Genomic DNA, 24,941 nt, shown 5'->3' with positions numbered 1-24,941 from the left:
GATCGGGGAACGGCTCAGACGCGGCTCGGCTCCCGGTCGTCGGCGGACTTGTCGTCGGACTTGTCGACGGCTGCCGCCGGCGCCCCGTGCGCCAGCTGCTTGTGCAGCTGCTCGCCCTCGACGTCGACGTTCGGCAGCACCTTGCCGAGCCAGCCCGGCAGCCACCAGGCGGCCTTGCCGAGCAGGGCCAGGACCGCCGGGACGATCGCCATGCGGACGACGAACGCGTCGAAGAAGACCGCGATGGCCAGGCCGAAGCCGATCATCTTGATCATCGATTCCGAGGAGCCGATGAAGCCCGCGAAGACGCTCATCATGATGATGGCGGCGGCCGTCACGACCCGCGCGCCGTGCTTGAAGCCGGTCACGACCGCCTGGCCGGGGCGCTCGCCGTGGACGAACGCCTCCCGCATGCGGGTGACGAGGAAGACCTCGTAGTCCATCGCCAGACCGAAGACGACACCCACCATGAAGATCGGCATCATGCTCATGATCGGGCCGGTCTCCTCGACGCCGAAGAGCCCGCCGAGCCAGCCCCACTGGAAGACCGCGACGACCGCGCCGAGCGCGGCGACCACGGACAGCAGGAAGCCGAGCGCGGCCTTCAGCGGGACGAGCACGGACCGGAAGACGACCATCAGCAGCAGGAAGGCCAGGCCGACGACGAGCGCCAGGTAGGGCACCAGGGCGTCGTTGAGCTTCTGCGAGACGTCGATGTTCATCGCCGTCGAGCCGGTGACGAGCACCGTGGCGCCGGTGTCCGACTTCAGGGACGCGCCCTTGCCGCGGATCGCGTGGACCAGGTCCTCGGTCTCCGTGCTGGTCGGCTTGGACTTCGGCACGACGTTGAGGATGGCCGTGTCACCGGCCTTGTTGAACGCCGCCGGCGTGACCGTGGCGACGTTGTCCAGGCCCGTCAGGGTGTCGTGGACCTTGTTCGCCGCGCCCTTGGGGTCCTTGGTGCCGGCCACATCGGTGATCACCATCAGCGGTCCGTTGAAGCCCGGGCCGAAGCCCTCGGACAGCAGGTCGTACGCCTTGCGCTGCGTGGTGCTCTTGGACGCGGCGCCGTCGTCGGGCAGGCCCAGCTCCAGCGAGGCGGCGGGCACGGCGATCACGCCCAGCCCGACCACACCGGCCACGAGAACCATCACCGGCTTGCGGAGCACGAAGCGCGCCCAGCGGGTGCCCATGTTGGGCTTGTCCTCGGCGGCCGCGTCCGGGCCGGCCTTGCGGACCTTGCGGGCCAGCACCTGCTTGCCCGCGAAGCCCAGCAGGGCGGGGATGAAGGACAGCGCGATGAGGACGGCGATGGCGACCGTACCGGCGGCGGCCATGCCCATCTTCGTCAGCATCGGGATGTTGACGACCGCCAGCCCGGCCAGCGCGATGACCACGGTCAGACCGGCGAAGACCACCGCGGAGCCCGCCGTGCCGACGGCCCGGCCCGCGGCCTCCTCGCGCTCCCGGCCCTCGGCGAGCTCGGCGCGGAAGCGGGAGACGATGAACAGCGCGTAGTCGATGCCGACGGCGAGGCCGATCATCATGGCCAGCGTCGAGGTGTTGCTGGACAGGTCCAGGACCGGCGCCAGGGCGGCGATCGAGGAGACGCCGATGCCCACACCGATGATGGCGGTGAGCAGCGGCAGTCCGGCGGCGACCAGCGAGCCGAAGGTGATCAGCAGGACGACCGCCGACACCGCGATGCCGATGGCCTCCGAGCCGCCCTCGGGCATCTGCTGGAGGACGCTGCCGCCGACCTCGACGGTCAGCCCGGCGTCACGGCCGTGCTGAGCGGCGTCCTTGAGGTTCTCGCGCGAGTCCTCGGTCAGGTCGGTGGACTTGACCTTGTACGCGGCGGAGGCGTAGCCGGTGGTCTCCGGCTTGTTGACGGCGTGCCCGGCGAACGGGTCGACGACCGACGCCACCTGCGGGCCGCCCTTGAGCTCGTCGAGGACCTTCTCGACGGCCGCCTTGTTCTTCGCGTCCGTCAGCTTCTGGCCCTCCGGGGCCTTGAAGACGACGCGGGCGGAGGCGTTCTGTTCGTTGTTGCCCGGGAAGCGCTTCTCCAGCAGGTCGAACGCCTGCTGCGCCTCGGTGCCGGGGATGGAGAAGTCGTTGTTGGTCGACTTCGACGCGGTGGCGGCGCCGACCCCGGCGAGTACCAGCAGCGTCACCCATATCAGGGCGAAGTACCAGCGGCGCCTGAAGGCGAGCCGGCCGAGTTTGTAGAGGAACGTGGCCACGAGGCGTTGTGCTCCCGTCGGATCAAATGGACGAACTGGGCGTGGAAAACCGGCCCGACGACGAGAGCGGCGCGTCAGGTGGGGGGTGTGGGGGGATCAGAGGCCGAGAGCGGGGAGGATCACGGCGTCGATGTAGCGGGACACGTACGCGGAGTCCGCGGTCATGTCCTCGATCAGGGGTCGGGTGATGAAGGCGCCGAGCATCATGTGCGCGACGTAGCCGAGCGCGGGGTTGTCCGCGGCGATCTCGCCCCGGCCGACCGCCCGCCGCAGCAGCGCTTCGAGACCGGAGATCTCCGGCTCGATCAGCAGCTCGCGCAGCGCGCGGTGGAGATCGGGGTTGGTGTGGATCGCGTGTCCCAGGCCCCGCATGAGGGCGGCGTCCTGCTCCATCTGGGCATCGTCGGCCTCGCACACCATCGCGTGGAGGTCACCGCGCACCGTGCCGGTGTCGATGTCCGCCAGCTCGATCGGCTTCTTGTGGCGCAGGGCGCTCACGACCAGCTCCGGTTTGCCCTTCCACTGGCGGTAGAGGGTGGCCTTGCTGGAGTGCGTACGGGCCGCGACGGCGTCCATGGTGAGGGCGTCGTAGCCGACCTCGCGCAGGATGTCGAGGACGGCCGCGTAGATCTCGGCCTCGCGGTCGGGCGTCAGCCGGGTACGGCGGGCCGCCGGGGTGGGTGGTTCCGTGGGCATCGCGCGCTCCCTTCCGACCTTCCGATCCACTCCACTGAACGAAACGGTTTCGTACACCACGAGCGTACGACGGGCCCGATACGGGAACGGACCGTTCCGGTGGTGTTCTCCGTCACGGCGCGACGGCCGCGCACCGCCGACCGAGTTGCCGCGACCTTCCGGGCCCGAAACCATGGGTGGGGTGAGAGAGGAACCCGGCGCGCCCGGCGCGTATCTCCGATTTCCGCACCTGCACGGTGATCTCCTCTGCTTCACCGCCGAGGACGACCTCTGGGTGGCCCCGCTGGCATCCCCCGGCGTGCCGGGCGGCGGTGCCGGGCGGGCCTGGCGGCTGACCGTCGACCGCACCCGGGTCGGACACCCCCGCTTCTCGCCCGACGGGCGGCACATCGCGTTCACCACCTGGCGCAGTCTCGACCCCGAGATCCACCTCGCCCCCGTCGACGGCGGCCCGGCCCGCCGGCTCACCTACTGGGGCAGCTCCGACGCCCGCGTCTGCGGCTGGGCGCCGCCCGACGAGCACGGCGCCTGCGACATCCTCGCCGTCTCCTCGCACGGCCAGCCCTTCTCCTACTTCTCCTGGGCCTACCGCCTGCCCACCGACGGCAGCCCCGGCGGCCGGCTGCCCTGGGGCCCGGCCTCCGACTTCTCGATCCGGGCCGAGGACCACAAGACGCTGCTGCTCACCGGCAAGCCCCCGCACGAGCCCGCCTCCTGGAAGCGCTACCGCGGCGGCGCGACCGGCCGGCTCTGGCTGCACGGCACCCGGCTGGTCCCCGACATCGGCGGGCACCTGGACGCGCCGATGTTCGTCGGCGACCGCATCGCCTTCCTCTCCGACCACGAGGGCGTCGGCAACCTCTACTCCTGCCTGCCGGACAGCTCCGACCTGCGCCGCCACACCGACCACGCCGACTTCTACGCCCGCCATGCCTCCACCGACGGCACCCGCGTCGTCTACCAGTGCGCGGGCGATCTGTGGCTGGTCGACGACCTCGGCCCGCAGGGCACCCCGCGCAGGCTCGACGTGCGGCTGGCCGGGCCGCGCGCGGGCCGGCGCACGTACCAGGTGCAGGCCGCCTCCCACGTCGACGCGCTCGCGGTCGACGCCACCGGCCGGGCCAGCGCCGTCCAGGTCCGCGGCAGCCTCTACTGGCTCACCCACCGCGACGGCCCGGCCCGCGCGATCGCCGACACCCCGGGCGTACGGGTCCGGCAGCCGGAGATGCTCGGCTCGACCGGACAGGTCGCCTACGTCACGGACGCCGAGGGCGAGGACGCGATCGAGATCGCGCAACTGCCGCGCGCCACCGGACCCGCCGAGCCGCGCCGCCTGGCGGCCGGCCTGATCGGCCGGGTGCACGAGCTCGTCTCCGCGCCGGACGGCGAACGGCTGGCCGTCGCCGCGCACGACGGCCGGCTGCTGCTGGTCGACACCTCGCCCGACAGCGAGCACGAGGGCGAGGTCGGCGAGCTGATCCGGTCCGCCAACGGGCCCGTGCGCGACCTCGCCTTCTCGCCCGACTCCGCCTGGCTGACCTGGTCGCACCCGGGCATCGGGCGCTCCCTGCGCCAGATCAAGATCGCCCGGCTCGCCGACCGGCTGATCGTGGACGTCACCAACGGCCGCTTCGAGGACGAACAGCCCGTCTTCACCCGCGACGGCCGCTACCTCGCCTTCCTGTCCTGGCGCGGCTTCGACCCCGTCTACGACGTGCACACCGGCGACCTGTCCTTCCCGCTGGGCTGCCGCCCCTATCTCGTCCCCCTGTCCTCGGCCACGCCCTCGCCCTTCGCGCTGTCGGCCGAGGGCCGGCCGCCGTCCGGCGGGCTGGACGCCGACGAGACCGGCGGCGACGAAGGGACGACGCTGATCGAGGTGGAGGGCGTGGAGAGCCGGGTGACGCCCTTCCCGGTGGCCGCCTCGAAGTACTCGGAGCTCCACCCCGTCAGCGGCGGCGGCCTGGTGTGGCTGCGCTGGCCCATCTCCGGCGCCCTCGGCGAGACCTTCGCCAACCCCACCGACACCTCCGGCCGCCCCACGCTCGAACACTTCGACCTGGCCAAGGCCAAGCGCACCGAACTCACCAGCTCCCTCGACTGGTTCTCGGTCAGCGGTGACGGCACCCGCCTGGTCGTCAACGACGAGGGCGAGCTGCGCGCCGTGCCCGCCACCGACGTCGGCGACTCCGACTCGACCGTCTTCATCGACATGCGGCGCATCCTGCACGAGGTCGACCCGGCCGCCGAGTGGCGCCAGGCGTACGAGGAGGCCGGCCGGATCGTCCGCGCGTACTTCTGGGAGCCGGGGATGTGCGGCATCGACTGGGACGCGGTGCTCGCGCAGTACCGGCCGCTCGTCGAACGCGTCGCCACCCCCGACGACTTCGCCGACCTGCTGCGGGAGGTCCTCGGCGAGCTGGGCACCTCGCACGCCTACGTCGGACCCGCGCGCCGCAACGAGGGCCCGCCGCATTACCAGCGGGCCATCGGGCTCCTCGGCGCCAACCTGATCCGCGACAAGAACGGCGCCTGGACCGTGCGCCGCATCCTGCCCGGCGACTCCTCCGACTCCAAGGCCCGCTCCCCGCTGGCCGGTTCGGGCATCCGCGAGGGCGCGGTGCTCAGCCACGTCGACGGCCGGCCGGTCGACCCGGTCACCGGCCCGTACCCGCTGCTGGCCGCGGCGGGCGGCACGACCGTGGAGCTGACCTTCGGACCACCGGACGGCGAGGGACCGCCGCGCCGGGTCGCCGTCGTGCCGCTGGTCGACGAGCGGCCGCTGCGCTACCAGGACTGGGTGGCCAAGCGCCGCGCGGTCGTACGGGAGGTCAGCGGCGGCAAGTGCGGCTATCTGCACATCCCCGACATGGGCGGCTCCGGCTGGGCGCAGTTCAACCGCGACCTGCGGATGGAGATGTCACGGCCGGCGCTCATCGTGGACGTACGCGGCAACGCCGGCGGCAACATCAGCGAGCTCGTCGTGGAGAAGCTGACCCGCACGATCATCGGCTGGGACCTGACGCGCGACGCGCAGGCGGTGTCGTACGCGAGCAACGCCCCGCGCGGGCCGGTCGTGGCCATCGCCGACGAGATGACGTCCTCCGACGGCGACATGATCACCGCGGCCTTCAAACTCCAGGGCATCGGCCCGGTGGTGGGCCTGCGCACCTGGGGCGGCGTCGTCGGGATGACCGGGCGGCACCGGCTCGGGGACGGCACGGCGATCACCGTGCCGATGAACGCCGCCTGGTTCGACGCCTACGGCTGGGACGTGGAGAACCACGGCGTGGAGCCCGACATCGAGGTCGACCGCACCCCGCTGGACTGGGCGGAGGGGCGGCACAAGCAGCTCGACGACGCGGTGCGGCTGGCGCTCGACCTGCTGGAGCGGCACGGGGCGGCGGAGCCGCCGGACTACTCACGGGTGCCGGACCGGCGGCGGCCGAAGCTGCCGCCGCGGTGATCGCCGAGAGGGCATGCGTAAGGGGCGCACCCCCGTGGGGTGCGCCCCTTACCGGCTGGTGCCTCTTACCGACGGTCGTCCATGTCGTCCTGGATGTCGTCGAAGCTGCGCTGGCCCTGCTGCCGGGTCTCGTCCGCGCGCTGGCGCAGGCGCTCCTGCTCGCTCTGGCCGCGCTGCTTCGCCTCGTCCTGCTTGCCCTGCATCTTCTCCTTGGCCTTCTGAGCCTTCTCCTGCATCTCGTCCTTGATACCCATGCTGTTCTCACTCCTCGTGGGGGGTGGGTGCGGGGCAGTCGAGCGGCCCCGAATCAGCGTGGCACGCGCCCTCACGGCGCGCATATCGTACGACTACCCTGCGCTACCGGCCGCCCGTGCCTTCTCGTCCGCCGCGCCGCCCGCGCCCACCAGACCCACCGCCGGTACGCCCGCCAGCCTCGGCTCGAAGTGGCGCATCTCCCGCCGCCCGCCCAGGGCGAGGAGCTCGGGCAGCAGTCCGCGTACGGCCTGGAGGCCGCGCAGCCACCCCTGCCCGTACACATGCGCCGAGCGCCGCTCGATGCCCGCGACCAGGCGGTCCGTGGTCGGCCCGAGGGGGTAGGTGCGGTTCGCCGGCCACGGCAGCCGCTGCCGCAGCTCGCGGATCACGTCGTTCTCGTCGGCGCCGCGCACCATGTCGGTGTCGGTCCAGCTCAGATAGGCGACGCCGACCCGTACGCCCTTGTGGCCCACCTCCGCGCGCAGGCAGTGCGCGTACGCCTCGACGCCCGACTTCGACGCGCAGTAGGCGCTCATCAGCGGCGCCGGGGTGATCGCGGCGAGCGAGGCGATCTGGAGCAGATAGCCGCGGCTCTCGGTCAGTACGGGCAGGAAGGCTCGGCCGGTGACGGCGCTGCCGATGAGGTTGACCTCCACGACCCGCCGCCAGGCGTCGGGGTCGGAGTCGGCGAACGGGCCGCCCGTGGCCACGCCCGCGTTGGCGACGACGATGTCCACCTTGCCGAAGCGGGCCTTGACCTCGCGGGCGGTGCGGGCCATCGCCTCGTGGTCGGTGACGTCGGCGTGCCAGTACGCCGCGTCCTCGTGCAGCGAGTCCGCCACCCGCCGCAGCTCGTCCGGCTCCAGGCCGACCAGCGCGACGCGCGCGCCGCGTGCCGACAGCTTCCGGGCGAGCAGCTCGCCGACGCCGCGCGCGGCCCCGGTGACCACCGCGACCTGGCCCTCCAGGCCCGTACGGCTCATCGGGCGGCCTCCGCGGTCGCGGCGGGGCGGCGGGTGGTCCGCGGCAGCCGCAGCACCCGGTACTCGGTGAGGTCCACCCGCCGGGTGACCTTGCGGAACTCCGCGGTGGTGCCGGGCCAGACCACGGTGTTGCGGCCCTCCCCGTCCAGGTACCAGCTGTCGCAGCCGCCGGTGTTCCACACCGTGCGCCGCATCCGGGTCTGGACGCCGCGGTTCCAGGCGCCCACGGCGGAGGGGCGGGCGTCGAGCGCGGCCTTGCCGCCGAGGGTGTCCAACTGCCGTATGAAGTCGGCCAGGTAGTTCAGCTGGGCCTCGATGATGAGGATCATCGAGCTGTTGCCCAGGCCGGTGTTGGGCCCGATGATCGTGAGGAAGTTGGGGAACCCGGCGGCGCTGGTGCCGCGCAGGGCCGCCATGCCGTCCTTCCACTCCTCCGCCAGCGTCGTGCCGTCGGCGCCGGTCACCCGCTCGGCGATCGGCATGTCCGTGACCCGGAACCCGGTGCCGAAGACGATCGCGTCGGCCTCCGTCTCCGTACCGTCGGCGGCGACGAGCGTGGAGCCGCGGACCTCGGCGAGCCCGGACGTCACGACGTCCACATTGGGCTCGGCGAGCGCGGGGTAGTAGTCGTTGGACAGCAGGATGCGCTTGCAGCCGATGCGGTAGTCGGGGGTGAGCCCGGCGAGCAGTGCCGGGTCCTTGACGGCCTTGCGCATATGGGACTTGGCCAGGCTCTCCAGCAGCCCCAACCGCTTGGGGTGCTTGGTGAAGGCGCTCACCTGGAGCTCCCGGACGGCCCACAGCAGCTGTCGGCGCAGCGCGCGGGTGACGGGGGCCTTGGTGTGCAGCCACTGCTCGGCCGCGGTGATCCGGCGGTCGGCGCGGGGCAGGACCCAGGGGGCCGTGCGCTGGAAGAGCGTGAGGTGGCGTACGTCCGGCTGGATGGAGGGGATGATCTGGATGGCCGAGGCGCCGGTGCCGATCATCGCGACGCGCTTGCCGCGCAGGTCGTAGTCGTGGTCCCAGCGGGCGGAGTGGAAGACCTTGCCGGGGAAGCCGGCCAGGCCCGGGACGTCCGGGATCCTGGGCTCGGACAGTGGCCCGGTCGCGGAGACGACCACGTCGGCGGTGAGCGGCCCGGAGGCGGTGTCGAGCTCCCAGAGGAGCCGGTCGGCGTCCCAGCGCAGGCTGCGGACCTCGGAGTCGAAGCGCAGGTGGGGGCGGAGGCCGAAGGTGTCGGCGACGCGCTCCAGATAGGCGCGGATGTGCGGCTGACCGGAGAAGTTGCGCGGCCACTCGGGGTTGGGGGCGAAGGAGAAGGAGTAGAGGTGGGAGGGGACGTCGCAGGCGCAGCCGGGATAGGTGTTGTCCCGCCAGGTGCCGCCGACGGAGCCGGCGCGCTCCAGGACCAGGAAGTCGGTGACGCCCTCCCGGCGCAGCCGTACGGCCGCGCCCAGCCCGCCGAATCCGGACCCGATCACCGCCACGCGTTTGTGCTCGGCCATGCCTCCGCCTCCCGGTGTAGCGTCCAACCATGCCAGCGATTACTGGCATGGTTCGGAGCGTAGGGCAGTCGCTCGTGGAGCGATAGGGGGCCGCGGCAAGGAAGTTACCGCGCGTACGGAAGGGAATAGGGTGCGGGAATGGCGAGTGACGAGGACGCCGTGGGCGAACGGCCGGAGCCGTCCGGCGTACGGGGCGAGCCGCGCGAATACCGCGTGACGGAACTGGCCGAGGCGGCCGGGATCCCGGTGCGCACGCTGCGCTTCTACCGCGAGCGCAAACTGCTCCCGCCGCCGCGCCGCGAGGGCCGCATCGCCTGGTACGGCCCGCACCACCTGGCCCGGCTGCGCACGATCGCCGCCCTCCTGGACCGCGGCCACACGCTCGGCGGCATCGCCGAGCTGCTCACGGCCTTCGAGTCCGGCCGCGACGTGGGCGAGCTCCTCGGCCTGGCCGGCGCGACGATCACGGTCCCGTGGTCGGAGGAGACCGCGGTACGACTCAGCCCGGAGGAGTTGGCCGACCGCTTCGAGGGCGAGGTCACCCCCGAGAACCTCACCGCCACCCTGGACATCGGCTATCTCGGCGTCGACGGCGACAAGATCGTCCACGTCAGCCGCCGCCTGCTCGACGCCTCTTCGGCGCTGGTCCGCCACGGCATCCCCCTGGCGGCGGTCCTGGCCGCGGGCCGCGAGGTCCGCGCCCACGCGGACGCGATGGCGGAGACCTTCACGACCCTGCTCCGCGCGCACTCCGTGACGGAAACCCTCGACGAGCTGCGGCCGCTGGCGAAGGCGGTGGTGGAGGCGGAGTTCACGATGGCGATGGACCGCCGGGTCCGTACGGAGCCGGCTCGGGAGGAGCCGGGGGCGGGTCGGTCCGGCTGACGAAGGCCGGGGGCGGCTTGGTGCGGGGCGGCGGCTGTCATCCGGCGGGCGGCTTCCGCCGACCTTCTGCCGCCCGGCCGGGGTCCGGCGACCCGGCCAGGAGGATCCGTACGGACTTGCCGCAGCGGCCGCAGGGACTGAGGCCGTCCAGCCACAGGACGATGCCGCCGCACCCCCGGCATTTCACGGGCTCCCCTCCACCTTCAGCAGGCATGTTCACGGCCCTTCCCGCGTCGCTCGTTTCCATGGCAGCGCCCTCGTCTCCCATCGAGGACGTATCGCCGCCATTCCGGAGACAGTTGGGACGCCTCGGCGGTAGCTTGTAAACGTCCCAAACGTCCGAGGGAGAGCCCTTGAACACTGCTCTGCGATCGGCTATGGCCGACGCCGGTCTCTCGCCGCGACAGTTGGCTTTACGCCTCGGGGTGTCGGGCAAGACCGTTGAGCGCTGGATCAGCGATCCGGAGCTGACCCCGCACCCGAGGAACCGCCACGATGCCTGTGCGGCGCTGGGAGTTGACGAAGAGATGCTGTGGCCGAAAGCCGTCAAGGAGCGCATCAAGGCCGGGACGGACAGGGAGATCGTCCATAGCTACCCCTATCGGTCCGCGTGCCCGTCGGCGGTTTGGGGAGAGCTGATCGACGACGCCGCCGAAGAGCTGTTCTTCGCCGGTTACACGAACTACTTCCTCTGGCTCGACCAGCCCGACTTCGTCGGCACGCTGCGCCGCAAGATGCGGCAGGGCTGCCGGGTCCGTTTCCTGCTCGGGGACCCGGCCGGAGAAGTCACCCGGCAGCGCGAGCAGATCGAGGACGTCGCGTTGAAGGTCTCCACCCGCATCAGGATCACCTTGGAACATCTGGAAAGGCTCGGACCGGCGGAACAGCTGGAGACCCGCTCCTCCGCGTCGGCGGACGCGATCAACCACGTCTCCTTGTCCGTCTTCCGCTTCGACGACCGCGCCCTGGTCACGCCACACCTCGCCCGGCTGGTCGGCCACGACTCGCCGCTGCTGCACCTGCGCCGCCACGGAGAGAGCGGAATGTTCTCCCGCTTCGCGGAACACAGCGAGGAACTGTGGTCCCGAGGCGTGCCCGTACCGGCTTCGGTGAGCCCGTAGGTCCGTCGGGGCGTTCAGCGCGCTTCACTCTCCGTGCGTCGCCCACCCTTCCCTGAACGGTACGGCGAGCGCCAACGACTTGTCGCGGTAGGCGGATACGCCGCCGGATCAGATGCTGTCGGCTCTCCGGGGGCCGGGACAAGGGGTTCGGGTTTCCGTTGCTGGAAACCGCCGGGGGAGCGGCACCCCGCGACCCCGTCACACCGCGATCCGTTCCTGTTCCTCCTCCGCTTCCTCCAGGAGGCGGGCCGCCATCGTGTCCAGGGCGCGGTCCAGGAGGGCGCGGTCCTCGGGGTCGGTGATGTCCCAGTCGTCCAGGCGGGTGGCCAGCCAGTCGCGCCATGTGCGGTTCAGGCGGTCGATCTCCGCCTCGCCGGCCGGGGTCAGGGTCAGGCGGTCGCCCTCGACCCGCGCCAGGCCCGCTTCCGCCGCGCGGGTGAAGGCCGGGGCCAGGACCTCCGGCGGCATGCGGTGGGCGGTGGCCACCGACGTCAGCGTGGCCTCGCCGCGGACGCGCAGGCGCCAGTGGATCTGGCCGAGGGTCCACGCCTCCGCGGGGCCCAGCGGGCTGCCCGACTCCGCGAGGATCTGGCGGCTGACCGGGCTGCGGGCGCGGCGCATGACGCCCGCCACCGCGCGTTCCAACTGGCGTTCCGCCTCCGCCGAGTCGGGGGCCGCGAAGCCCTCGCCCATGTCGGAGGCGCCGGCCCGCGCGCTGTCGCGCAGTGGCACCTCCTTGAGGAACCAGGCCACCAGGAAGCCGAGGAGCGCGACCGGTACGACCCACAGGAAGACGTAGTTGATCGTTTCCGCGTAGGCGTCGACGACCGGCCGTGCCTGTTGCGGCGGCAGCCGCGCCAGGTCAGCCGGGCTCAGCACCGCGGACGGCGGGACGCCCGGGGACCGCAGGAGCGCCTCCTCCAGGTTCGGCCGGAGCTGCTTGGTGTAGAGCGTGCCGAAGATGGCCGTGCCGAACGCGCTGCCGAGCGTGCGGAAGAAGGTCACGCCCGAGGTGGCCGTGCCCAGTTCGTGGTACGGGACCGTGTTCTGCACGGCGATCGTCAGCACCTGCATGGCCAGGCCGATGCCGGCGCCGAGGACGAACATGTACAGCGACTCCAGCCACGGCCCCGTCGACGCGCCCATCGTCGACATCAGGAACAGGCCGAGCGCCATCACCGCCATCCCGGAGACGGGGAAGACGCGGTAGCGGCCGGTGCGGCTGACGGTGATGCCGGAGAGCATGGACGCGCCCAGCAGCCCGGCGACCATCGGGAGCGCCCGTACGCCCGACATGGTCGCCGACACCCCGTCCACGTACTGGAGGTACGTCGGCAGATAGGTGAGCGCCCCCAGCATCGCGAAGCCCACGATGAAGCTGAGGACCGAGCAGATGACGAAGACGGGGTTGCGGAAGAGGTGCATGGGGAGCATGGGTTCCTTCGCCCGCAGCTCCACCAGGACGAACGCCGTCAGCAGGACGAGCGACCCCGCGAACAGGCCGACGATCACCGCCGAGCCCCACGCGTACTCGTTGCCGCCCCACTCCAGCCCCAGGACCAGCCCGGACGCGCCGAGGGCCACCAGCGCGATGCCCGCGTAGTCGATGACGGGCCGCACCGTGGAGCGGACGACCGGGATCGTACGGGCCGCCATGACCACCATGACGATCGCGACCGGCACGTTGACGTAGAAGCACCAGCGCCACGTCGCCTGGTCGGTGAAGATGCCGCCGAGCGTCGGGCCGACGACCGTGGTCACACCGAAGACCGCGCCCAGGGCGCCCTGGTACTTGCCGCGCTCGCGCAGCGGGATGACGTCCGCGATCAGCGCCATGGCCGTGACCATCAGACCGCCGCCGCCGACGCCCTGGAGGGCGCGGGCGGCGATCAGCATCAGCATGGAGTTCGCGGCGCCCGCGAAGACCGAGCCGCCGACGAAGACCACCGCGCTCAGCTGGAAGACGACCTTCCGGCCGAAGAGGTCGCCGAACCTGCCGACCAGGACGGTCGAGACCGTCTCGGCGAGGAGGTACGCGGTCACCACCCACGCCATGTGCCCGCCGCCGCCCAGGTCCGCGACGATCGTCGGCAGGGCGGTGGAGACGATGGTCTGGTCGAGGGCCGCCAGCAGCATGCCGAGGACGATCGTGACGAAGACGAGGTTCGTCCGGCGGCGGCTGAGCGCGGGCGGGGCCGGCGGGGCCCCGGGGGCCTCCGGGGTGGGCGCGGCAGCCGTGGTCATGATGGCCAACCTCCCGAAGTGTCCCGAAGTCCTCCGAAGCTCAGCATTCGGGCAGACGTCGATCCCCGCCACCGCTGGCGGCGCGCGGGTGAGCGAGGGGCGTGCAAGAGCGGCGCACACGCTCTTGCGAGGTTTTCGCAAAGCGCGCCTATCATCAGCCACCAACCCCTGCACCTGCGACCACAGCCCGACCGGCAGAGCGGAGCCCCGCCCATGCACGTACCCGACGGATTCATCGACGCCCCGGTGTCCGTGGCCACCGGGGCCCTCGCCGCGGCCGCCGTCGCGGTCGGCCTGCGCGGCGCCCGCAAGGAACTCGACGACAAGGCCGCGCCCCTCGCCGGGCTCGTCGCCGCCTTCGTCTTCGCCGTCCAGATGCTGAACTTCCCCGTCGCCGCCGGCACCAGCGGCCACCTCCTCGGCGGCGCCCTGGCGGCGATCCTCGTCGGCCCGTACACCGGCGTGCTCTGCATATCCGTCGTCCTGCTCATGCAGAGCGTCCTCTTCGCCGACGGCGGCCTCACCGCGCTCGGCGTCAACATCAGCGACATGGCCGTCGTCACGACCCTCGCCGCCTACGGGATCTTCCGCGCGCTCGTGAAGCTCCTGCCGCGCCGGCGGTCCGGGGTCACCATCGCCTCCTTCGTGGCGGCGCTCGTGTCCGTACCGGCCGCGGCCTGCGCCTTCACCCTGATCTACGCCCTGGGCGGCACCACCGACGTCCCCCTCGGCAAGGTCTTCACGGCGATGGTCGGCGTGCACGTCCTCATCGGCGTCGGCGAGGCGGTGATCACCGCGCTGACGGTCGGCGCGGTCGTCGCCGTCCGCCCCGACCTCGTCCACGGCGCCCGCGACCTCGTGCGCCCCCTGGAGCTGCGGACCCCGGACGGCACCGTACGCACCGCCCCGCGGCCGGCCGCCGCGCCCGCACGCTCCACGCGGCCCGTGTGGATCGCCGGCCTCGCCGCCGCCCTCGTCTGCGCCGGCGGCGTCAGCTACTACGCCTCCACCAGCCCCGACGGCCTGGAGAAGGCCGCCCACGACAAGGGCCTCGACAGCAAGACCGAGGAGCACGCCGCCGAGGACTCCCCGCTCGCCGACTACCAGGTCAAGGACGTCTCCGACGCCCGGATCTCCGGTGGCCTGGCCGGTGTGATCGGCGTCGGCGCCACCCTCGTCGTCGGCAGCGGCGTCCTCCTCGCCGTACGCCACCGCCGCGCCCGGGCCGGTACGCCCGCCGAGGCGCCCGCCACCGAGACCGTCTGACATGGGCGCGGGCCACACCCACCAGCTCTACCGGCCCGGCCGCTCGCCCGTGCACCGGCTGCCACCGCACTGCAAGCTCGCCGCCGTCCTCGGCTTCGTGCTCGTCGTCGTCTCCACCCCGCGCGAGGCGCTCTGGGCCTTCGCGGCGTACGCGCTGCTGCTCGCCGCCGTCGCGGCCGCCGCCCGGATCCCCGCCGCCTTCCTGCTCAAGCGGCTGCTGATCGAGATCCCCTTCGTGGCCTTCGCCCTGCTGATGCCCTTCGTCGCGCAGGGGGACCGGGTGGACGTCCTCGGCCTCTCCCTCAGCGAATCCGGCCTCTGGGGCGCCTGGAACATCCTCGCCAAGGGCACCCTCGGCGTCGCCGCGTCCGTCCTGCTGGCGTCCACCACCGAGCTGCGCTCCCTGCTGCTCGGGCTCCAGCGGCTGCGGATGCCGTCGCTGCTGGTCCAGATCGCCTCCTTCATGATCCGCTACGGGGACGTCGTCACGGACGAGATGCGGCGCATGCGCGTCGCCCGCGAATCCCGCGGCTTCACCGCGCGCGGCGTACGCCACTGGGGGGTGCTGGCCAAGACCGCGGGGGCGCTGTTCATCCGCTCGTACGAGCGTGGGGAGCGCGTGCACCTGGCGATGGTCAGCCGGGGCTACACGGGGGCCATGCCCGTGATCGACGAGGTGACCGCGACGCGTACGCAATGGGCGCACGCCGCCGCGCTGCCGCTGGCCGCGCTCGCGGTCCGCCTGACCGGATGGACACTGACATGACCACCCCTTCCCTGGAGGTCTCCGGCCTCGCCTTCGCCTACCCCGACGGCCACCAGGCCCTCTTCGGCGTCGACCTGACCGTCGCGCGCGGCGAGCGCGTCGCCCTGCTCGGGCCCAACGGCGCCGGCAAGACCACCCTCGTCCTGCACCTCAACGGCATCCTCGGCGGCGGCGTCGGCACCGTCAGGGTCGGCGGACTGCCGGTCGGCAAGCGCCACCTCGCCGAGATCCGCCGCCGCGTCGGCATCGTCTTCCAGGACCCCGACGACCAGCTGTTCATGCCCACCGTCCGCGAGGACGTCGCCTTCGGACCGGCCGCCGCCGGGCTGCGCGGGCCCGAGCTGGAGGCGCGCGTACGCAAGGCCCTCGCCCTGGTCGGCATGGAGACGTTCGCCGACCGGCCCCCGCACCACCTCTCCTTCGGGCAGCGGCGGCGCGTGGCCGTGGCGACCGTCCTCGCCATGGAGCCCGAGATCCTCGTCCTGGACGAGCCCTCCTCCAACCTCGACCCCGCCTCCCGCCGCGAGCTCGCCGACATCCTGCGCTCGCTGGACGTCACCGTCCTGATGGTCACGCACGACCTGCCGTACGCGCTGGAGCTGTGCGGCCGGGCCGTGGTCCTCAGCGACGGGGTGATCGCCGCGGACGGGCCGACGCAGGAGCTGCTCTGCGACGAGGAGCTGATGCGGGCGCACCGGCTGGAGCTGCCGTTCGGCTTCGACCCGCGTTCGGTGACGGTGCCGCGGTGACGTGGTCCACCTGGCCCACGCACGTGACATGCGACGCGTTCGGTGACCGTCCCACGGGGTAGGCGAGGGGTTCCGGGTGCCCCGGTCTACGCGCATTGACGATCGCGTTGCACCATGGTGGGGGATTTATCGCGATCGACGCATTCGGCACAGCATCGGCACAGCATTCGCACAGTGGGAGCAGGAGAACAGTGGTGGACGTCCAGGGCACGGTGGCGGACGGTTTCGAACCGGTCCGGGACGCCTTCGCGGAGAACTTCACCCGGCGCGGGGAGCGCGGCGCCGCCGTCACCGTCTACCGCCGGGGCCACAAGATCGTCGACCTGTGGGCCGGCACCAAAAACGCCGACGGCGACGCCCCCTGGACCCGGGGCACCGCCCAGGTCGTCCGCTCGGCCACCAAGGGCGTCGCGGCGGCCGTCCTGCTCCTGCTGCACCAGCGCGGGCAGGTCGACCTCGACGCGCCCGTCGGCACCTACTGGCCCGAGTTCAAGGCCGCCGGCAAGGAGCGCGTCCTCGTACGCCACCTGCTCTCCCACCGCGCCGGGCTGCCCGTACTGGACACGCCCCTGAGCCCCGCCGAGGCCATCGACGGCGTCAGCGGCCCGCGCGCCGTCGCCGCCCAGGCCCCCGCCTGGGAGCCGGGCACCGCCCACGGCTACCACGCCCAGACCTACAGCTGGCTGCTCGGCGAGCTGATCCTGCGCATCACCGGCCGGACCGTCGGCGCCTGGGTCGCCGAGGAGATAGCCGGGCCGCTCGCCGCCGACCTGTGGATCGGGCTGCCGGACGCCGAGCGCGACCGCGTCGGCCGCATCGCCGACATCGAGCCGCCCGCCGAGCCGGCCACGCCGGGCCTGCGGGTACGTGCCAAGAAGTCCGTCTCGGACGCCTACCGCGACCCGGACTCCCTCACCCGCCGCGCCTTCGCCGCGATCGAGCCCCTCGCCGACGAGAACGACCCCGCCTACCGCGCCGCCGAGCTCCCCGCCTCCGCCGGCATCGCCACGGCCGACGCCCTGGCCCGCTTCTACGCCGCGCTGATCGGCGACGTCGAGGGCGGCCGCCGGCTCTTCGCGCCCGCGACCCTCACCCTGGCCCGTACGGAGGAGTCCGCCGGCCCGGACCGCGTCCTGGTCGTCGGCACCCGCTTCGGCCTCGGCTACATGCTCCACGGCCCCGCGTCGCCCCTGCTGGCCCCCGGCTCCTTCGGCCACCCCGGGCGCGGCGGCTCCCTCGCCTTCGCCGACCCCGAGTCGGGCATCGCCTTCGGCTACGTCACCAACGGCATGCAGAAGAACGTCACTGCCGACCCGCGCGCCCAGGCCCTGGTCCGGGCGGTTGCCGGAGCCACCGCCGGGTAGTGCTCGCCACATGACGGCAGCGGCACGCTTCGACGGCTACGCGGTACTGATCACGGGCGCCGGGCAGGGCATCGGCGAGGCCACGGCCCGCCGCTTCGCGTCGGAGGGCGCGCGGGTGCTCGTCACCGACCTGGACGGCCCACGGGCGGAGAAGGCGGCGGCGGCCCTGCGGGAGGCGGGCCTGGCCGCCGAGTCGCTCGCCTGCGACGTCGGCGACCGGACGGCCGTCGAGAGGGCCGTGGCGACCGCCGTCGACCGCTTCGGCCGCCTCGACGTCCTGGTCAACAACGCCCTCTCCTGCCACCCCGACGCCCCCCTCGTCGAGGACCAGCCGGACGACACCTGGTTCCGGGACCTCGACATCACCCTGACCGGCGCCTTCCGCTGCGTACGGGCCGCCATGCCGCACCTGGCCGCCGCCGGCGGCCGCGGCGCCGTCGTCAACATCGGCTCGGTCAACGCCGAACAGGACTTCGGCAACCACGCCTACAGCGCCGCCAAGGCCGGCCTCGCGAGCCTCACCCGCACCCTGGCCGGCCACTGCGCCGCCCGCGGCGTGCGCGTCAACCTCGTCGCCCCCGGCACCGTCGACACCCCCAACTGGGAGGGCCGGGAGGCGATGTTGGAACGGGCCGCCCGGCTGTATCCCCTGGGCCGCGTGGGCCGCCCGGAGGACATCGCGGCGGCGGTGGCCTTCCTGGCGTCACCGGACGCGTCGTGGATCACGGGCGTGACGCTGCCGGTGGACGGCGGGATCCTGAGCCGCAACGAGGGCTGGTCGCAGGCGATGCGGGAGGCCCGGGAGGGCTGAGCCCCCCTTCCGGCCTCATCCCGCGTGCAGCATCAGCCCGATCCCCACCACCATCAGCCCCGCCGCCGCGATCCTCGGCCCGCCGAACCGCTCCTTGAGCACCACCGCGCCGATCGCCGCGCCCACGATGATCGACGACTCCCTCAGGGCCGCGATCGGGGCGAGGGCCGCCCGGGTCTGCGCCCACAGCACCAGGCCGTACGCGAAGACGGACAGCACCCCGCCGAGCAGGCCGCGCACCGCGTGCGGGCGCAGCTCGGCGAGCAGCAGGCCGCGCCGCAGGGCCAGCGCGCAGGCGGGGATCGCGAGACCTTCGAGGATCATCAGCCAGGCGATATAGCCCAAGGGGGAGTCCGAGGCGCGGACGCCCAGACCGTCGACGACCGTGTACGAGGCGATGGCCAGCCCCGTCGCCAGCGCGGCCGTGATGGCCGGCCAGTGCGGCCGGGCACCCGAGCCGCGGATGCCCCACAGCGCGACGCCGACCAGCCCCGCCGACGCCACCGCGACCCCCGCGAGCTGCCAGGAGTCCGGGACCTCACCGGCGAAGACGGCCGCGAGGACGGTGACGGCCAGCGGCGCGCTGCCGCGGGCGATCGGATACATCTGGCCGAAGTCGCCGAGCGTGAACGACCGCATGAGCAGCAGCTGGTAGACGACGTGCAGCACCGCCGAGGCCAGCAGATACGGCCAGGCGCCGGCCGCGGGCGACGGCACGAACGGCAGCAGCGCGAGTCCGCAGACCGCGCCACCGCCCCCGACGAGGGTGAAGGCGAGCAGTTGGTCCTTGATGCCGTGCGCGATGGCGTTCCAACTGGCATGGGTGACAGCGGCGATGAGGACCGCCGTGGCGACCAGCGGTGTCATACGGCGCGCTCGCGCCGCCGGCGGGCCCGTGTGCGTACCGGAGAGCTCATGGTCCCCGACGCTAGCGCCGGAACGGCGCCGCCGCTGTAGTGCCGGTCACCCCCGCCACCCCCGTCACCCCGCGCGCAGCACCGCCGCCACGATCGGGCCGGCCGAATCGCCGCCGTGACCGCCCTGCGGGACGACGGCCGCGGCGGCCACGTCACCGCGGTAGCCGGTGAACCACCCGTTGGGCGCGGCCTGGTTGTCGACCTCGGCCGAGCCGGTCTTCGCGCCGATGTCGGAGCCGAGCCCGGACATGGCCTTCGCGCCCGTGCCCGAGGTCGCGGTGAGCCGCATCATCGAGCGCAACTGCCGCGCGACCGCGTCGGGCAGCGCGCGCGGCGCCCGCGCCAGCTCGCGGTCGTCGACGGACGGGGCGACGATGTAGGGCTGGTGGAAGGAGCCGTCGCGCACGGTCGCGGCGACGGAGGCCATGTTCAGCGGGGACATCTGCACCCGCCCCTGCCCGATCATCGCGGCGGCCTTCCCGGCGCCCGCGTCGGCCGGCACGCTGCCGTCGAAGGACGCGACACCGGTCTTCCACTCCAGGCCGAGGCCGAAGACGTCCCTGGCCTCGGCGGCGAGCGCGTCGTCGCCCACCTTGCCGGCGAGGGAGATGAAGGCGGTGTTGCAGGAGGCCGCGAAGTCCTGCGCGAAGGTGGCGGAGGGGTTCTCGCTGTCCTCCACGTTGTGGAACTTCATGCCGTAGGTGGCGTACTTCGGGCACGGCAGCGGCTTGTCCGGGGACGCCTTGCCCTGCTCCAGGAGCATCGCCGCCGTCACGATCTTCATGGTGGAGCCGGGCGCGGTCTGGCCCAGCAGCGCGGTGTTGAACTCGCTCTTCTTGGAGTTGGCCACCGCCAGGATCTCGCCGGTGCCGGTCTTCAGCGCGACGACGGAGGCGTCGGCCCGCCCGGCCACCGCCGCCTCGGCGGCGCGCTGCACGCCCGCGTCCAGCGTGGTCTTCAACCGGCCGGGCCTGCCCTTGGAGACCACGTGCAGGGTCTTGGGGGTGCCGGTGCCGTTCGGGCCCACGGCCCGTACCTCCAGGCTCGGTTCGCCGCCCGCCTTCTGCCCGTACCGCCGGCGCAGTTCCGGCAGGACGGCCACCAGCGAGGGGTGGTCCTTGCCGTCCAGCACGGTGTCGTTCCGGTCGACGGCGGTCACCTCCGGCGGCGCGCCGGCGTCGGTTCTCAGCGTCTCGCCGCGCGCGAGCTGCGGGTGGACGACGGCGGGCTGCCAGTCCACCTTGACGTCGCCGCTGATGGTGCCGCGCACGACGCTGAGGGACGAGTCGTACGTCCAGGTGGAGCGCTGCTTGCCGTAGGCGATCTCGGCGGTGACGGTGAACGGCACCTTGGCGCCGACCGGTGGGCCCGGCTTGAACGTCACCTTCTCCACGTGCGCCGACTGGCGGTAGCCGGTGAGCGCGGCGGTCGCCGCCTCCCTGTTGTCGGTCAGCGCGGCGGCCTTGTCCGTGTCGCCCGTCTCCCACGCCTCAAGGAAGTCACGGGAGGTACTGGCGACCTCGCTGTCCGTCGGCGGCCCGGTCACGGGCCCGGCCCCGCCCTGCGCGGCCGCGGTGTCCGTGACCGCGTCGACGAGGTTGTACGCGCCCAGTCCGGCCGTCCCCACCATCGCCGCGGCGACGACGCCGATCGCGATCTTCGCACCCTTGTGCATAAGCCAGCCCCCTCCAGGCCCCCACCCAGGTCTTAATCACCCGATTAAAACCTCCGGTTCGGCACTGTACGGGACGCGAGTGGCGCGAGGGAGGGGGATGGCCGGAATCGATCGTTCGGGGGAGACCCTGATCTGAGTGAGTGTCAGATCCAGGAGTCGAGCCACATCCGGTCGCGCCACGCCTCTATCGGGATCGGATGCCCGGTGTAGATGGGGAAGAAGTAGACGAAGTTCCAGGCGATCAGCAGCACCAGCGTGCCCGCCCCGATCGCGCCCACCACCCGGCGCCGCTCCGAGGACCCCGGCGGCCCCAGGATCGCCCCGACCATCATGGCCACCGCCAGACACAGGAACGGCACGAACACCACCGCGTAGAAGACGAAGATCGTCCTCTCCTGCCACATGAACCACGGCAGATAGCCCGCCGCGACCGCGCACAGCACCGCGCCCGCCCGCCAGTCGCGCCGGAACGCCCACCGGTAGAGCAGGTACAGCAGCGCGAAGCACGCCGCCCACCACAGCAGCGGCGTGCCCAGCGCGAGCACCTCGCGGGCGCACTTGTCGGCCGTGTCCTTCGGGCAGCCGTCCGTGCCGGGCGCCGGCGACTCGTAGAAGTAGGAGACCGGGCGGGACTGGACCAGCCAGCTCCACGGGTTGGACTGATAGGTGTGCGGCGAGGAGAGCGTGGTGTTGAAGTCCCACACCTCGGTCTCGTACTTCCACAGACTGCGCAGCGGATTGAGGACACCGGCCAGGAAGCCGTCCGGGCTGTGGCCGCCCTCGGTCTCGGCCCAGTGCCGGTAGTAGCCGCTGTGCTGCCAGCCGTTCTTCTCGCTGTACGTGCCACTGTTGGCGAACCAGCCGGTCCACGACGCCAGATAGACCCCCAGCGCCACCGGCACCGTCGACAGGAACGCCCACGGCACGTCGCGGCGCAGCGCGGCGAGCGCCGGGCGGCGGGCACCGGCGACACGGCGCGCGCCCATGTCCCAGACGACGACCAGCAGCCCGAACGCCGCCAGATACACCACGCCGTTCCACTTGGTCGCGCAGGCCAGACCGAGGAAGACCCCCGCCGCCAGCCGCCACGGCCGCCACCCGAGCCCGAGCCCGGCCCCGACCGAGGCGTCGGGCCGTACGAGCCCGTCGTCATCCTCCGGCAGGGCGGCCGCCAGCCGGGCCCGGGTCTTGTCCCGGTCGACCAGCACACAGCCGAACGCCGCCAGCACGAAGAACATCAGCACCGAGTCGAGCAGCGAGGTGCGGCTCATCACGAAGTGCAGGCCGTCCACGGCCAGCAGCGCGCCGGCGAGACAGCCGAGGAAGGTGGAGCGGAACAGCCGGCGGCCGATGCGACACAGCATCAGCACCGTCAGGGTGCCGAGGACGGCCACCATGAAACGCCAGCCGAAAGGGTTCAGCCCGAACAGCCATTCCCCGACGGCGATGACCCACTTGCCGACCGGCGGGTGCACCACATACCCGGGGGCGTCCGGGACCTGGGTGTAACCGCGCAGGACCTCGTCGTTGATGTCGTCGGGCCACTTCGCCTCGTAGCCGAACCGCCACAGCGCCCAGGCGTCCTTGGCGTAATACGTCTCGTCGAATATCACCGCCTTGGGGCTGCCCAGGTGCCAGAAGCGGATCAGCCCCGCGAACAGCGCCACCAGCAGCGGCCCCGCCCAGCCCGCCCAGCGCGCCGGCAACACCGCCCCCCACCTCGTCCCGGACGCGGCGAACGGCGGCACCAACCGCTCCCGCACATCGGCCGGCCGCCCTCCCACATAGCCGAACCGGCGGAGTCTGCGCTGCCACGGAGGCTGCGGCTCGTCTGCCATCTGGCCCTGCCGGGCTCGGGTCGCGGTGTCACTGGTCACCGCGCCATCGTAGGGAACCAGCCTGTGCGAATCCCCGGGGCGCCGCGCGGGTCCCCGCGGGAGCCCGCGCGTACGCCGGTCGGCCGGGCCTCACCCCCCGCTCAGGCGGCGCAGGTTCTCGCGGATGGCCTCCTCCGTCACCCTCAGCTCCGCTGTCGGGCTGAACTGCACGATTTCGCTGTCCGCCGCCGCCAGGGGGACATGGCCGCGGGGGAGGTAGAACGCGTCGCCCTCCTCGAAGACCTCCTCGTGGTCGGCGAAGCGGTAGGTCACCCGGCCCTTGAGGACATAGCCCCAGTGGGGGCAGGCGCAATTGTCCTCGGGGAGGCCCTTGAGCAGCAGGGTGCCGTCGACGTCCTCGCGGAAGGACACGAAGTCGACCGTGTAACCGTCGATGTCCTCGTGCCGGGCCAGCACGGAGCCGTGGTCCTCGACCTGGGCGGCGCTCTCCTTCGAAACCTTCGGCATCTGTCTCATCTCCTCCGGGGCGACCGAAGGTGCCCTTCCAGCGTCCCCCTTCCGCGGCCACGCGGCCACCAGGGGCGGCCCCGCCGCCCGACCCTGCGAGGATGGGACCGTGACTGGAACGCTCGTACTCGCAGGTACCCCCATCGGTGACGTCGACGACGCGCCCCCGCGGCTGGCCGCCGAGCTCGCCGCCGCGGAGGTGATCGCCGCCGAGGACACCCGGCGGCTGCGCCGCCTCACCCAGGCGCTGGGCGTGCACACCACCGGCCGGGTCGTCTCCTACTTCGAGGGCAACGAGTCGGCCCGTACGCCCGAGCTCGTCGAGGCACTGGCCGGCGGGGCGCGGGTGCTGCTGGTCACCGACGCGGGGATGCCGTCGGTGTCCGACCCCGGCTACCGCCTGGTGGCCGCCGCCGTGGAGCGGGACATCAAGGTCACGGCCGTGCCGGGGCCGTCCGCCGTGCTGACGGCGCTCGCGGTGAGCGGGCTGCCGGTGGACCGGTTCTGCTTCGAGGGCTTCCTGCCGCGCAAGGCGGGCGAGCGGCTCGGGCGGCTGCGGGAGGTCGCGGACGAGCGCCGCACCCTCGTCTACTTCGAGGCGCCGCACCGGCTGGACGACACCCTCGCCGCCATGGCCGAGGTGTTCGGCGCGACCCGCCGGGCCGCGGTGTGCCGGGAGCTGACCAAGACGTACGAGGAGGTCAAGCGCGGCCCCCTGGAGGAGCTCGCGGCCTGGGCGGCCGAAGGGGTGCGCGGCGAGATCACCATCGTCGTGGAGGGCGCCGCCGCGCCCGGCCCGCAGGACCTCGACGCCGCCGAGCTGGTCCGCCGGGTGCGGATCAGGGAGGAGGCGGGGGAGCGCCGCAAGGAGGCCATCGTGGCCGTGGCGGCGGAGGTGGGGCTTCCCAAGCGGGAGGTCTTCGACGCGGTCGTCGCGGCCAAGAACGAGGCCAAGAACGCCGCTGTACAGCAGGGCCCATCAGAAGGTAAAGGGCTATCGTGAAAAGCAAAGCTTAGGCCTGGCAGCCTGGCATTTTGGGCAGTGCGACGCCAAGTTCGCCCCAATTCGGGGCAGGGGCTGCTGCGCTATCGCCGGGAAGGGCGTTCCCTGGATGTGGGACGTCCGATCCCGGAGAGACTTGTCCTCAGGACAAGAGGAGCTGCCATGAGCGAGATCGCAGGAACCTCGAACGGTGTCCGCGCGATGACCGGTGGTCCGCGGGCCGCCGAGCACGGCGCACCGGAGCCGGCACATGAGTCGTATGCCTTCGCGTGCATGCGGTGCGGGCACGGGTGGGAACAGTCGTACGAAATAACGCACCACACCGACGCCGAGGGCCGGCCCTTCGTCATCTACTACGCGGACGGGCAGCGCGTCTCGTCCCCGCTGACCCACCCGACCTGCCTGAACTGCGGCGAGCACGTGGTGCGCATCATGCGGTCCGGCCGGGTCAAGCAGATCGCCGACGTCCTGCACCGTCCCGCGAACGCGGCCGTACCGGCCACCAGCCAGGCCCCCGCCGGACCCCTCCACGCCGGCGGCCCCGAGCGCCCGGAGCACACCGAACCCTCCGACAGCGCCCCGAGCCAGGAACGGCACTGGCACCTGTCGGACCTCCTGCACCCCTTCCACCACCGCAAGTGAGC

At 72.6% G+C, this 24,941-nt stretch carries 20 protein-coding genes; 10 read left to right on the top strand and 10 right to left on the bottom strand.

The window, feature by feature from the left end; translation table 11 throughout:
* Window positions 1-14: 14 nt before the first annotated feature.
* Window positions 15-2,246, bottom strand: a complete 2,232-nt coding sequence (locus tag ACZ303_RS07945; protein ID WP_467336238.1) for an MMPL family transporter — start codon at window positions 2,244-2,246, stop codon at window positions 15-17.
* A gap of 96 nt (window positions 2,247-2,342) precedes the next feature.
* Window positions 2,343-2,942, bottom strand: a complete 600-nt coding sequence (locus tag ACZ303_RS07940) for a TetR/AcrR family transcriptional regulator (RefSeq protein WP_467336236.1) — start codon at window positions 2,940-2,942, stop codon at window positions 2,343-2,345.
* A gap of 172 nt (window positions 2,943-3,114) precedes the next feature.
* Here ACZ303_RS07940 and ACZ303_RS07935 point away from each other — a divergent pair, with 172 nt between their 5' ends.
* On the top strand, window positions 3,115-6,408 hold the full coding sequence (locus ACZ303_RS07935) for a S41 family peptidase (protein ID WP_467336234.1): 3,294 nt from the start codon (window positions 3,115-3,117) through the stop codon (window positions 6,406-6,408).
* Between the two features lie 65 nt (window positions 6,409-6,473).
* Here ACZ303_RS07935 and ACZ303_RS07930 read toward each other — a convergent pair whose 3' ends face one another.
* The 3 genes from ACZ303_RS07930 to ACZ303_RS07920 form a co-directional block, all read right to left on the bottom strand.
* A complete protein-coding gene (locus ACZ303_RS07930) occupies window positions 6,474-6,662 on the bottom strand; it encodes a hypothetical protein (protein WP_467336232.1) in 189 nt (62 codons plus the stop codon).
* Window positions 6,663-6,755: 93 nt separating this feature from the next.
* Window positions 6,756-7,646, bottom strand: a complete 891-nt coding sequence (locus ACZ303_RS07925; RefSeq protein WP_467336230.1) for an SDR family oxidoreductase — start codon at window positions 7,644-7,646, stop codon at window positions 6,756-6,758.
* Window positions 7,643-9,151 carry a flavin-containing monooxygenase gene (locus ACZ303_RS07920; RefSeq protein ID WP_467336228.1) on the bottom strand — a complete coding sequence of 503 codons (1,509 nt, stop codon included), beginning with the start codon at window positions 9,149-9,151 and terminating at the stop codon, window positions 7,643-7,645. Before ACZ303_RS07920 ends, ACZ303_RS07925 begins: the two co-directional genes overlap by 4 nt.
* 138 nt (window positions 9,152-9,289) lie before the next feature.
* On the opposite strand from ACZ303_RS07920, the gene ACZ303_RS07915 reads away from it, so the two are divergent.
* Both ACZ303_RS07915 and ACZ303_RS07910 read left to right on the top strand, forming a co-directional pair.
* The gene (locus tag ACZ303_RS07915) at window positions 9,290-10,036 is read left to right on the top strand and encodes a MerR family transcriptional regulator (protein ID WP_467336226.1); all 747 of its coding nucleotides are present in this window, start codon (window positions 9,290-9,292) and stop codon (window positions 10,034-10,036) included.
* 353 nt (window positions 10,037-10,389) lie between these two features.
* Complete coding sequence (locus ACZ303_RS07910; RefSeq protein WP_467336224.1) at window positions 10,390-11,157, top strand: XRE family transcriptional regulator; 768 nt, start codon at window positions 10,390-10,392, stop codon at window positions 11,155-11,157.
* Between the two features lie 198 nt (window positions 11,158-11,355).
* Here the strand turns inward: ACZ303_RS07910 and ACZ303_RS07905 are convergent, their stop codons facing one another.
* On the bottom strand, window positions 11,356-13,401 hold the full coding sequence (locus ACZ303_RS07905; RefSeq protein ID WP_467336222.1) for an MDR family MFS transporter: 2,046 nt from the start codon (window positions 13,399-13,401) through the stop codon (window positions 11,356-11,358).
* A gap of 213 nt (window positions 13,402-13,614) precedes the next feature.
* Here ACZ303_RS07905 and ACZ303_RS07900 point away from each other — a divergent pair, with 213 nt between their 5' ends.
* From ACZ303_RS07900 to ACZ303_RS07880, 5 genes are all read left to right on the top strand, one after another.
* Window positions 13,615-14,667, top strand: a complete 1,053-nt coding sequence (locus tag ACZ303_RS07900) for an energy-coupling factor ABC transporter permease (protein ID WP_467336220.1) — start codon at window positions 13,615-13,617, stop codon at window positions 14,665-14,667.
* Between the two features lies 1 nt (window position 14,668).
* Window positions 14,669-15,433 (top strand): cobalt ECF transporter T component CbiQ, encoded by a 765-nt coding sequence (cbiQ, locus tag ACZ303_RS07895; protein WP_467336218.1) that lies wholly within the window; start codon window positions 14,669-14,671, stop codon window positions 15,431-15,433.
* Window positions 15,430-16,182, top strand: a complete 753-nt coding sequence (locus ACZ303_RS07890) for an energy-coupling factor ABC transporter ATP-binding protein (protein WP_467336216.1) — start codon at window positions 15,430-15,432, stop codon at window positions 16,180-16,182. Before cbiQ ends, ACZ303_RS07890 begins: the two co-directional genes overlap by 4 nt.
* Before the next feature lie 191 nt (window positions 16,183-16,373).
* Window positions 16,374-17,546 carry a serine hydrolase domain-containing protein gene (locus tag ACZ303_RS07885; protein ID WP_467336214.1) on the top strand — a complete coding sequence of 391 codons (1,173 nt, stop codon included), beginning with the start codon at window positions 16,374-16,376 and terminating at the stop codon, window positions 17,544-17,546.
* A gap of 10 nt (window positions 17,547-17,556) precedes the next feature.
* The gene (locus tag ACZ303_RS07880) at window positions 17,557-18,357 is read left to right on the top strand and encodes an SDR family NAD(P)-dependent oxidoreductase (protein WP_467336212.1); all 801 of its coding nucleotides are present in this window, start codon (window positions 17,557-17,559) and stop codon (window positions 18,355-18,357) included.
* Window positions 18,358-18,372: 15 nt separating this feature from the next.
* On the opposite strand, the gene ACZ303_RS07875 is transcribed toward ACZ303_RS07880, so the two are convergent.
* The 4 genes from ACZ303_RS07875 to ACZ303_RS07860 all read right to left on the bottom strand — a co-directional run bounded on the left by ACZ303_RS07875 (window position 18,373) and on the right by ACZ303_RS07860 (window position 23,294).
* Window positions 18,373-19,224 (bottom strand): EamA family transporter, encoded by an 852-nt coding sequence (locus ACZ303_RS07875; RefSeq protein ID WP_467336210.1) that lies wholly within the window; start codon window positions 19,222-19,224, stop codon window positions 18,373-18,375.
* Between the two features lie 114 nt (window positions 19,225-19,338).
* Window positions 19,339-20,949 carry a penicillin-binding transpeptidase domain-containing protein gene (locus ACZ303_RS07870; RefSeq protein WP_467336208.1) on the bottom strand — a complete coding sequence of 537 codons (1,611 nt, stop codon included), beginning with the start codon at window positions 20,947-20,949 and terminating at the stop codon, window positions 19,339-19,341.
* Between the two features lie 143 nt (window positions 20,950-21,092).
* A complete protein-coding gene (locus tag ACZ303_RS07865) occupies window positions 21,093-22,826 on the bottom strand; it encodes a dolichyl-phosphate-mannose--protein mannosyltransferase (protein WP_467336206.1) in 1,734 nt (577 codons plus the stop codon).
* 90 nt (window positions 22,827-22,916) lie between these two features.
* A complete protein-coding gene (locus tag ACZ303_RS07860) occupies window positions 22,917-23,294 on the bottom strand; it encodes a cupin domain-containing protein (RefSeq protein ID WP_467336204.1) in 378 nt (125 codons plus the stop codon).
* 109 nt (window positions 23,295-23,403) lie between these two features.
* Between ACZ303_RS07860 and rsmI the strand changes: the two genes are divergently transcribed.
* Both rsmI and ACZ303_RS07850 read left to right on the top strand, forming a co-directional pair.
* Window positions 23,404-24,297, top strand: a complete 894-nt coding sequence (gene rsmI / locus ACZ303_RS07855; protein ID WP_467336202.1) for a 16S rRNA (cytidine(1402)-2'-O)-methyltransferase — start codon at window positions 23,404-23,406, stop codon at window positions 24,295-24,297.
* Between the two features lie 162 nt (window positions 24,298-24,459).
* Window positions 24,460-24,939 carry a hypothetical protein gene (locus ACZ303_RS07850; protein ID WP_467336200.1) on the top strand — a complete coding sequence of 160 codons (480 nt, stop codon included), beginning with the start codon at window positions 24,460-24,462 and terminating at the stop codon, window positions 24,937-24,939.
* Window positions 24,940-24,941 lie beyond the last annotated feature (2 nt).

This window comes from Streptomyces sp. NPDC023527 (assembly GCF_055560115.1).
Note: the sequence above shows the minus strand (reverse complement) of the source record. Positions and strands in the feature narration are given on the sequence as shown.